12 protein-coding genes are annotated in these 8,403 nt (G+C 64.1%); 8 read left to right on the top strand and 4 right to left on the bottom strand.

Going from position 1 to position 8,403, the window contains the following annotated elements; all coding sequences use genetic code 11:
- Positions 1 to 166: 166 nt before the first annotated feature.
- From CDA63_RS15290 to CDA63_RS15280, 3 genes are read left to right on the top strand one after another with little or no spacing between them, the layout of a single operon-like run.
- Positions 167 to 367, top strand: coding sequence for a hypothetical protein (locus tag CDA63_RS15290; RefSeq protein WP_088465328.1), 201 nt, complete (start codon positions 167 to 169; stop codon positions 365 to 367).
- Between the two features lie 9 nt (positions 368 to 376).
- A complete protein-coding gene (locus CDA63_RS15285; protein ID WP_088465327.1) occupies positions 377 to 628 on the top strand; it encodes a CBS domain-containing protein in 252 nt (83 codons plus the stop codon).
- A gap of 46 nt (positions 629 to 674) precedes the next feature.
- Positions 675 to 1,517 carry a universal stress protein gene (locus CDA63_RS15280; protein WP_088465326.1) on the top strand — a complete coding sequence of 281 codons (843 nt, stop codon included), beginning with the start codon at positions 675 to 677 and terminating at the stop codon, positions 1,515 to 1,517.
- 136 nt (positions 1,518 to 1,653) lie between these two features.
- On the opposite strand, the gene CDA63_RS15275 is transcribed toward CDA63_RS15280, so the two are convergent.
- Complete coding sequence (locus tag CDA63_RS15275; protein WP_126546893.1) at positions 1,654 to 1,890, bottom strand: hypothetical protein; 237 nt, start codon at positions 1,888 to 1,890, stop codon at positions 1,654 to 1,656.
- On the opposite strand from CDA63_RS15275, the gene CDA63_RS15270 reads away from it, so the two are divergent.
- The 5 genes from CDA63_RS15270 to CDA63_RS15250 all read left to right on the top strand — a co-directional run bounded on the left by CDA63_RS15270 (position 1,877) and on the right by CDA63_RS15250 (position 4,300).
- Positions 1,877 to 2,143 carry a hypothetical protein gene (locus tag CDA63_RS15270; RefSeq protein WP_088465324.1) on the top strand — a complete coding sequence of 89 codons (267 nt, stop codon included), beginning with the start codon at positions 1,877 to 1,879 and terminating at the stop codon, positions 2,141 to 2,143. The two genes, CDA63_RS15275 and CDA63_RS15270, sit on opposite strands and share 14 nt — an antisense overlap.
- Before the next feature lie 131 nt (positions 2,144 to 2,274).
- Positions 2,275 to 2,604 (top strand): CsbD family protein, encoded by a 330-nt coding sequence (locus CDA63_RS15265; RefSeq protein WP_242434694.1) that lies wholly within the window; start codon positions 2,275 to 2,277, stop codon positions 2,602 to 2,604.
- A gap of 438 nt (positions 2,605 to 3,042) precedes the next feature.
- A complete protein-coding gene (locus CDA63_RS20925) occupies positions 3,043 to 3,201 on the top strand; it encodes a globin family protein (protein ID WP_165768326.1) in 159 nt (52 codons plus the stop codon).
- A 56-nt stretch (positions 3,202 to 3,257) separates the two neighbouring features.
- Complete coding sequence (locus CDA63_RS15255) at positions 3,258 to 3,566, top strand: phosphoribosylpyrophosphate synthetase (protein WP_242434693.1); 309 nt, start codon at positions 3,258 to 3,260, stop codon at positions 3,564 to 3,566.
- 290 nt (positions 3,567 to 3,856) lie between these two features.
- Positions 3,857 to 4,300 carry a hypothetical protein gene (locus CDA63_RS15250; RefSeq protein ID WP_088465321.1) on the top strand — a complete coding sequence of 148 codons (444 nt, stop codon included), beginning with the start codon at positions 3,857 to 3,859 and terminating at the stop codon, positions 4,298 to 4,300.
- Positions 4,301 to 4,330: 30 nt separating this feature from the next.
- On the opposite strand, the gene CDA63_RS21640 is transcribed toward CDA63_RS15250, so the two are convergent.
- The 3 genes from CDA63_RS21640 to CDA63_RS15240 all read right to left on the bottom strand — a co-directional run bounded on the left by CDA63_RS21640 (position 4,331) and on the right by CDA63_RS15240 (position 8,351).
- Positions 4,331 to 4,492, bottom strand: a complete 162-nt coding sequence (locus tag CDA63_RS21640) for a Na+/H+ antiporter NhaA (protein ID WP_262490668.1) — start codon at positions 4,490 to 4,492, stop codon at positions 4,331 to 4,333.
- Positions 4,419 to 5,654, bottom strand: coding sequence for a Na+/H+ antiporter NhaA (gene nhaA / locus CDA63_RS15245; protein WP_262490667.1), 1,236 nt, complete (start codon positions 5,652 to 5,654; stop codon positions 4,419 to 4,421). The genes CDA63_RS21640 and nhaA overlap by 74 nt, the downstream gene beginning before the upstream one ends.
- Before the next feature lie 90 nt (positions 5,655 to 5,744).
- Entirely contained in the window at positions 5,745 to 8,351 is a 2,607-nt protein-coding gene (locus CDA63_RS15240) for a cation-translocating P-type ATPase (protein ID WP_088465320.1), read from the bottom strand.
- Positions 8,352 to 8,403 lie beyond the last annotated feature (52 nt).

Below are 8,403 nucleotides of genomic sequence, written 5' to 3'. Positions count from 1 at the left end.
TACGGCGCAGGTGCTACGCGGCTGCCCCGTACCCGTGCTGCTGCTACCCGCCGAGGCCCCGGATCAGCCCGACTACCTGCCCCGCATGAGCTGACAAGCAACGTGGCGGCGGGCGCTGGCCGTTTTTCTCACTCCGGGCTCTTTTAGCCCCCTTAGTCCCACTTGTATGCTACTGCCCACTTTCCTGCTTTCGGCTCTGCTTATCGGCATCTTTGTGTACTTCGGGGCGCACATTGAAAACGTGCAGGTGCAGCACCGCGAGCTGCTGCGCGACTACACCGTGGGCCACGGCATGATAACCAATTACCTCGCCCCCACCGACAGCGTGCGGGACGCCGCCGATACCCTGCTGGCCGGCTCCGACTAGGGCAAGGCCGTGGGGGTGCTGACCCGGCCGCTGCTCATGGCCGCCCTGCGCGACAACCGCCTGACCACGGCCGTGACGGAGGTCATGAGCCACGAATTCGATATGGTGGAAATCGGTGATAGCCTGGCCATGGTGTACACCCGCGCCCTGTGCCAGCCCAACGCCTTTTACCCGGTGCTGGAAAATCATCGGCTGCGCGGCGTCATCGACCAAAGCAACCTCACCGAGTGCCTGATCATCCGGGCCGCACTCAGCCACTAGGCGCTGCGACGTCCGGTTTTGTGTTTCTGTTCCAATTCCTTCTGCTATGAAGCCCACCCTGCTTGTCCTATCCGACTTTTCGCCCGCTGCCGAGCGCGCCCGGGCCTACGCAGCCGTGCTGGCCGCCCCGCTGGGGGCTGAGGTTCACCTGCTGCACGTGTACCCCACGCCGCCCACTACGGCGCGGGTAGGCAGGGTTACACATGCCATCAATGCCCGCGACATGCGACGGGAGCACCACGCACTGGAAGAAATAGCCGCCGCCATGCCCGTGCCCGCCACCGCCTCCACCATAGTCAGCCGCTGGGATGAGGCCGTGAAGGAAGCCCTGGCGCGGCATCGGCCGCTGCTGGTCGTTGCCGGCCTCACGGCCACCAACGGTCCGCTGGACGAATGGCTCAGCAATCGGGCCCTGCCGTTGGCTCACGAAACGGGCTACCCGCTGCTGCTGGTGCCCCAGCACCTGCCCACGGCTGCTCTGCGCCCACCCCGTTGCCTGGCCCTGGCCGTGCGCGACCAGTTTTTCACCCTCACGCCCGAAGCCCTGGCCCTGCGCCCGCTGCTCGCGGCCCTGGATGCCGCCGTGATGCCCATTACCATCGCCCAAGCTTATGAACCCAATGCTGGCCGGCACGGCCTCACGGCCGCCCGGGCATGTGGCCTGACGCCCGCGCTGGCCGGCAGCAGCCTCCACCGGGTGGTGGCCGAAGGCGCTGCCGCCGGCCTGCAGCAAGCCGTGCAGGAACTCTCGGCCGAAGTGCTGATCCTGCTCGACCCCGGCCACGGCTGGGTAGCCAAGCTGTTCGGCAACAGTGTAATTGATGAGGTGCTGCGGCATACACAGGTGCCGGTGCTGCTGCTGGCCACCCAGGAAATCGGCCAGGATTGAAAGAACAGTCATGCGAAGCGAGGCCGGAGCATGACTGCCTTTTTTTGACTGCTTACACGCGCCAACTTATTTACTTCAAAGCGTCTCCCCCCATCTTTCTGCACCTGGCCCTTTCCCTCATCGTTTTCGTGGGGTTCTATCCGCCCGCCCGCCCGCTCGCCGCGCCATTGAATATGCCGATATCCTGACGCAGGTCCTGGACGGCGGCCTGGTGCTGCTGCACATCAACCGCGCCCCGCTGTTCAACTCCACCGATTTGGTGGCCCAACAAGGCTACCACCACCAGGAGCTGGCCCGCCAGACCGATACGGCCGCCATTCTCTACCAACAAGGCCGAAGGGCTGCAAACCACGGCCACGGTGGAAGTAGCCACCGACCTGCTGGCCCCCGTGGCCCAGCATCTGGCCCGCCGCTACCAGCCGGCCCTGTTCGTGCTTAGCCAGGCTGATGAGGACTGCCCGGCCGCCGCCGACCTGCTCACCTTCTGCCTGAAGATTCTGCGGGCCGGCAGCTACCCACTGCTGGTGGTATCCACCACTGTCCCGGCCGAGCACCCGCCCGCCACTACCGCTCCGCCCCTACCCCTCCCGCAGCCAAAGCCGCAACCAACCCTACACCTGACTTGACGAACATCATCGTTCGGTCTGCTGAAAATCAGTGCCGCGGGGCGGACGGCATAGCACCTTTGTTGAACTTCAAACGCCCCGCGCCAAAGTTGGCCGGCGGCGTTATCATCCACTTTTTTAGCCTTCTTACGATGACGTGTGAGACACCCAAAAACACTACCGGTAAAGTACTGCTCACCTCTCTGGCCGGTGCCGGCGTAGGGGCAGTCGTCGGTATCCTGCTGTATTCCAATAAAAGCATGGAGCGCCGCCGCCAGTTCCGCCACTACCGGACTGACCAACGACTGCGGCTGCAAGGCGACTGGAATCAGCTCAAAGACAAGCTGCAACAAGCCTATACTCACCTCACCGACGAGGACCTGACCTACGTGGAGGGCAAGGGCCACGAGCTGGTGAGCCGTCTGCAAGCCAAGCTCGGCAAGTCCAAACGCAAAATCGTGAAGATGCTGAACGCCCTCTAGGCCCCTGGCAGACGCCTGCTCACCATGAAACGCCCCCCGGTGCGCACCGGACCCACTTGGGCCAGCGGCAACCCGGGGGCAGGCTCATTCCAGGTGGAGCACCACCTCATCTTCGGCCGGCGGCCGTGGCAAAGGGGGTTAAATGCCTTCAAACAGCACTTTCCGGTCCAGGTAGTCGGGCAATTCTACGTTGAGCCAGCCATGGGCTTCGCGCAGGGTTTAGGCCAGGGCCTCGGCGGGCGCAGGCTCGCCGTGCACGATGAACGTACGTTTGGTGTCAAGTCCGGCACCCTAAGCTTGGTCGTGTCTGCTGCCCCCAGGGCCCTCCGTCCCGCAGATGACAAAGCTCATCCCCCAGAGATGAGCTTTGTCATCTGCGGGACGGGTAAGGGCTGGTAATTTTGGCTTTGCTCACCCAAAAGCTTTTCCCAGCCCCTGGTGCCCACCCGTTGGCTGGCCCTGTTTGGGCAGATCGTGGACGAGCTGTTTACCGGCTCCCGCGCCACTGAAATAAAACTCCGAGCCCGGAAGATGGGCAACCTGTTCCAGGCCAAAATAGCTATGGCCCGCGCCGGCGGCGGCTTTGCCATCCTGTAAGTAAAACCGCCCACCAACCGGCCCCTGTTTCTTTATTCCTCTATTTTCTTCCTGCCATGAATACGATGACCACCGTTTCCGAAGTATTGAATGCCTTGAAAAAGGAAGGCTACACCGTTGACTTCAATTTGCAGGACAACTGCCTGATCTGCCACGGCAACGCGCTCCAGCTTTCACCCGATGAGTTTCAGGTCGACCGGCACTACCGCTTCGAAGGCATGTCGGACCCCGGCGACGAGGCCGTAGTGTACGCTATTTCCTCGGCCCGGCATGGCGTAAAAGGCACATTGGTGAACGGCTACGGGATTTCGAGCGAGGCAATGGGGGCCGACATGGTGAAGGCCCTGCAGCCGAAGACGCCGTAACACAACCACCCACCCCTCAACCGTCGCGCCGGGCCCCAAGTGGTCGGAGCTGTCCCCCACGCAGCTGCTGACCCTGCACGCGGGTATCCCGCACAGCGTCGTTGCGGCGAAGGGGGCGGTGTTTTTGCTGACTCTGGCGGTTAGCAAACCGTAGCGGGCATTTGCACCCTATTGCCGGTTGCCGGTTGCTGCTGCCGGGCCATTTGGCCAGCTTCATTTTTGCCTTTGATACTGTGCAACGAGGTTTTTGTGGTGGGCGAGTCTGCCCACCTGTACCAGAACGAGCTGCCATGAAAACCCTCATCTTGCTTTTGGCGGCCCTCTTGTGGGGGCCGATTGCGCATGCCCAGGCCATTCCCGATGACCAGGTACCGCCGCTGGCCTTCGTGGCGCTGCAGCAGTTGCATCCTCAAGCCCGAAATGTGAAGTGGAAACGCGTCCAGGGCTGGTATCAGGCCAGCTACATGCAAGGCACTGCCCCCCGGTTGGTGAGGTTTGATATGAACGGCGAAGTGCAGGCCACCGGCCACGACATAGCCCTGGGTACGCTGCCATTACCAGTGCAGCACACCCTGGCCACATATTATCCCACCCGCACCATTTGCCAGGCGTACGAAGTCGTAAATACCCACACCGGGGGCCTGACCTACGAAATGGCCACCTGCGAAACCAACTTCAGCCGCACTATTACGCTGACGGGCGACGGCCGGAAACTACCTCGCCGCCGCCCTTAATAAAAGGGCCCAGCAGCCCGGCGGCGGGCTTTATGCTACTCCTTCGACGGCGCGGCCAGCGTGCTCCGCAGCGTAGCCCAGCCCGCTGGCAACTACCGATGCCACCAGCACCGCCAGCTTAGCCGTGTCGGTATCGGGCGAGTGGGCACCCAGGGCCAGCAGCGTGACGAAGATGGACATGGTGAACCCGATGCCGGCCAGCATGCCCACGCCCCACACTTGCCGCCAGCTGACGCCGGGCGGGCGGCAACGAGGCCCAGCCCAGGCGCACCGTGAGCCAGCACAGGGCTCCCACGCCCAGGGGCTTGCCCACCACTAGCCCTACCAGAATACCCAGGCCCAGCGGCGAAAGCAGCCCCCGCACGGCCGCCGGCGCAATTACCAAGCTGCTGTTGGCGAAGGCAAACAGGGGAATAACTACGAAGGCCACCACCGTGAACAGTTGGCTCTCCAGGCGTTGGGCCGGGGAGCTGCTGCGGCGGCCCAGGTTCTCCATTTGCGTGCTGATACCGTGCGGCTTGGCGTCCTCGCCCTGCGTTTCGGTGCGCAGCCGGCTTAGCTGCTGGTGCAGCCGGTGCAGCATATCGGGGCGCGGGCGGTCGGCCCGGAACGGAATGGCGGCTGCCAGCAGCACGCCGGCCAGCGTGGTATGGATGCCCGATTCGATCATGAAGAACGTGAGCAGCACGCCCAGCGGCAGGTAGGCCCACAGGGTACTGATGCGTAGGTAATTGAAAACCAGCAGCAAGGCCCAGGTGCCGACAGCTAGGTACAGGTAGTTCAGGTACAGGGTTTTGGTGTAGAAACCGGCAATAACGACCATGGCCCCCATGTCGTCGACTACGGCCAAGGCCGTGAGGAACACCTTGAGGCCCAACGGCACGCGCGGCCCCAGCAATTGCAGCACGGCCAACGCAAAGGCAATATCGGTGGCCATCGGGATGCCCCAGCCGCTGGCCGTGGGCGTGTTGTAGTTAAAAACCGCGAAGAGCAGCGCCGGCACCAGCATCCCGCCCAGGGCCCCGGCCAGCGGCAGGGCCGCCTGATGCAGCGACGATAGTCTGCCCCCCAGCACCTCCCGCTTAATTTCCAGGCCGACCATCAGAAAAAACAGGGTCATCAGCCCATCATTTATCCAGTCGAGCAGGGAGTGGTCGAGCACTAGGTTGTGCACGGTGATGCGCAGGTGTTCGTGCCAGATGGCCGGGAAGTAGTGGGCCGGCCCCCAGCTGGTATTGGCCAGCACCAAGGCCAGCGCCGCACTGGCCAGCAGCAACAGGCCGCTCGCCACCTCAAGGCGGAAGAACCGCACGAAAGGCCACACCAGGGAGTGAAAGAGTCGGATAACGGGCATGTAGGCAGGAGAAGAAAAAGTAGCTGTTAGCCCATTGGCGCAACGCGCGGAGCTTAGCTAAACAGGACGCACTCAGGTAGCACGAGTGCGCTACACGGATGTGCTTGACGGCTGCGTTACCACGGCCGCGCCGCGCCGCCGCACGATGAGCTTCTGGATTTCCACTACCCAGAACACCACGCTGGCCACGGCCACGGTGATGCCCAGCTCGGCCAGGGTGAGCGGCTGGGTGCTGAACAGCTCGTTGCAGACGGGCACGTAGAGGATGAGCAGGTGCAGGCCCACGGTGAGCACCACCGCCCCCAGCATGGGTTTGTTGGAGAGCAGGCCGAGGCTAAAAATCGACTCGCGGCGCGAGCGAATGGCCAGCGCCATACCCAGCTGGCTGAAGCAGAGCACGCTAAAGGCCATCGTCTGCCAGTGCGGCAGGCCCCGGTGAATAGACCAGGCCTGCATGGCAATGGTGAGGCCGCCTACCAGCACCCCGATACCCAGAATAAACCAGCCCAGCCCATCGGCGAAAATGGTCTGGCGCGGGTCGATGGGCGGGCGCTGCATATTGTTCTCTTCTGCCGGCTCGTAGGCCAGGGCCAGGCCGGGCAGGCCGTCGGTTATCAGGTTGATCCAGAGAATATGGATGGCCAGCAGCGGCACGGGCAAGCCGAAAAACGGCGCGCAAAACAGGGCAATAATTTCTCCCGCGCTGCCGGCCAAAATGTAGCGGATGAACTTGAGAATGTTGTCGTAGATGCGCCGCCCGTGCCGCACGGCCTGCACGATGGTGGCAAAGTTGTCGTCGAGCAGAATCATAGCGGCCGCCTCTTTGGCCACCTCCGTGCCGCCGATACCCATGGCAATGCCGATATCGGCGTTTTTGAGGGCCGGCGCGTCGTTCACGCCGTCGCCGGTCATGGCCACGAACTGGTGGCGGGCCTGCAGGGCGCTGATGATGCGCAGCTTCTGGGCCGGGTCGACGCGGGCGTACACCCGCACTTTTTCCACCACGGCCGCGAAGCCGGGCTCGTCCAGGGCCGCCAGCTCGGGGCCGGTGAGCACCAACTCTTCTTCGGAGGAAATAATACCCAGCTTCTCGGCAATGGCCTGGGCCGTGAGCTTATGGTCGCCGGTAATCATGACGGGAATAATGCCGGCCGTTTTGCACTCGGCCACGGCCTGGCGGGCCTCCTCGCGGGGCGGGTCCATCAGGCTGGCGAAGCCGAGAAATAACAGGTCAGTTTCCACGGCGGCCGGGGTGAGGTCGGCGGGCATTTCGGGCAGCAGTTTGGCGCCGTAGGCCAGCACCCGGTAGCCGCGCGCGGCCTGGGCATCCACGCGCCGCGTGAGGTCGGCGAGGTCGGCCTGGTGGCTGCTGGTGAGCTGCTTATACAGGGAACCGGCGGCGCCTTTGGTGAGCACCAGCACGCCGTCCGGGGTTTGGTGCAGCGTACTCATGCACTTGCGCTCCGAGTCAAAGGGCAACTCGGCCAGGCGCGGAAACGGCTCCTCCAGCGCGGCGCGGGCGTAGTCTTTGTCGGCGGCGTACCGGGCCAGCGCTACTTCGGTGGAGTCGCCCAGCCACTGGTTTTCGGGGTCGCAGGTGGCGTCGGTATTCAGGGCCAGGGCCGTGAGCAGGGCGTTGCGACCTCCCAGCCCGGGCAGCGCCACGGCGGGCACTTCGTAGAGGCCATCCACGGTCATCTGGTTGAGGGTGAGCGTGCCGGTTTTGTCGGTGCAGATGTACGTTACCGAGCCCAGCGTTTCCACGGCCGGCAGTTTGCGGATGAGGGCGTGGCTTTGCATGAGCCGGCCCGCCCCCAGCGCCAGCGACACGGTAACCAGCGCCGGTAACGCCTCGGGCAACGCCGCAATGGCCAGCGAAATAGATACCAGCAGCAAGTCCTCCCAGGGTTCGCCCCGCAGCCAGCCGACCCAAAAAAACAGGCTGCCGACCACCAGCGCCGCCACCGACAGGCGCTTGCCCAGCGTGCCCAGCCGCTTTTGCAGGGGCGTCACCACTTCGGCCGTCTGGATGAGGGCGGCAATCTTGCCCAGCTCGGTGCCCATGCCGGTGGCCACCACGTATGCCGTGGCCCGGCCGTTGGTCACGGAGGTGCCCTTGTAGCCCAGGTTCAGCCGGTCGCCGAGGGGGTACTCGGCGGGCGGCAGGGGCTCCACCGTTTTCTCCACGTTGCCGGATTCGCCGGTCAGCGACGACTCGTCCACTTTCAGGGCGTGGGCTTCCAGGAAGCGCACGTCGGCCGGAATCACGTTGCCGGCTTCGAGCAGCACCACGTCGCCGGGCACCAGCTCGGCCGTGAGCACGGCCTGCGGCTGGCCGCCCCGGAGCACCTGGGCGTGGCTGGCGGCCATCTTTTGCAGGGCCTCCATGGCCTTGTCGGCCCGGTATTCCTGCACGAACCCAATAATGGCGTTCATCACCACAATGGCCAGAATAACGCCGGCCGACTTGGCCTCGCCAATGAGCACCGACACCCCGGCGGCGGCCAGCAGCACCAGAATCATCACGTCGGCCAGCTGGTGGAGCAGCAGCAGCCAGATGGTTTTCTGCTGGGTATCGGCCAGTTGATTGGGGCCGTGCTCGGCCAGGCGCTGCCGGGCCGTGCCCGCGTCGAGGCCAGCCGGCGAGGTAGCCAGCGCGGCGGCGACATCGGTCACGAGTGCAACGTGATAGTCCATAAGGCAGCTTCTGTGGTAAATTAGTCGGTGGAGCCAGTGCCAGCCTCAAGTC

The sequence above is a fragment of the Hymenobacter amundsenii genome (genome assembly GCF_002204745.1).
GTDB lineage: Bacteria > Bacteroidota > Bacteroidia > Cytophagales > Hymenobacteraceae > Hymenobacter > Hymenobacter amundsenii.
The sequence above is the reverse complement of the archived record's forward strand: the minus strand, read 5'-3'. Positions and strand labels throughout refer to the sequence as shown.

What these genes read in the sequence shown, in the direction of transcription:
- CDA63_RS15280 (WP_088465326.1), top strand. Translation starts at nt 675, where the DNA reads ATGAAGCCCACCCTGCTTGTCCTATCCGACTTTTCGCCCGCTGCCGAG.
- CDA63_RS15290 (WP_088465328.1), top strand. Translation starts at nt 167, where the DNA reads ATGCTACTGCCCACTTTCCTGCTTTCGGCTCTGCTTATCGGCATCTTT.
- nhaA (WP_262490667.1), bottom strand. Translation starts at nt 5,654, where the DNA reads ATGCCCGTTATCCGACTCTTTCACTCCCTGGTGTGGCCTTTCGTGCGG.
- CDA63_RS15240 (WP_088465320.1), bottom strand. Translation starts at nt 8,351, where the DNA reads ATGGACTATCACGTTGCACTCGTGACCGATGTCGCCGCCGCGCTGGCT.
- CDA63_RS15250 (WP_088465321.1), top strand. Translation starts at nt 3,857, where the DNA reads ATGAAAACCCTCATCTTGCTTTTGGCGGCCCTCTTGTGGGGGCCGATT.
- CDA63_RS15265 (WP_242434694.1), top strand. Translation starts at nt 2,275, where the DNA reads ATGACGTGTGAGACACCCAAAAACACTACCGGTAAAGTACTGCTCACC.
- CDA63_RS15255 (WP_242434693.1), top strand. Translation starts at nt 3,258, where the DNA reads ATGAATACGATGACCACCGTTTCCGAAGTATTGAATGCCTTGAAAAAG.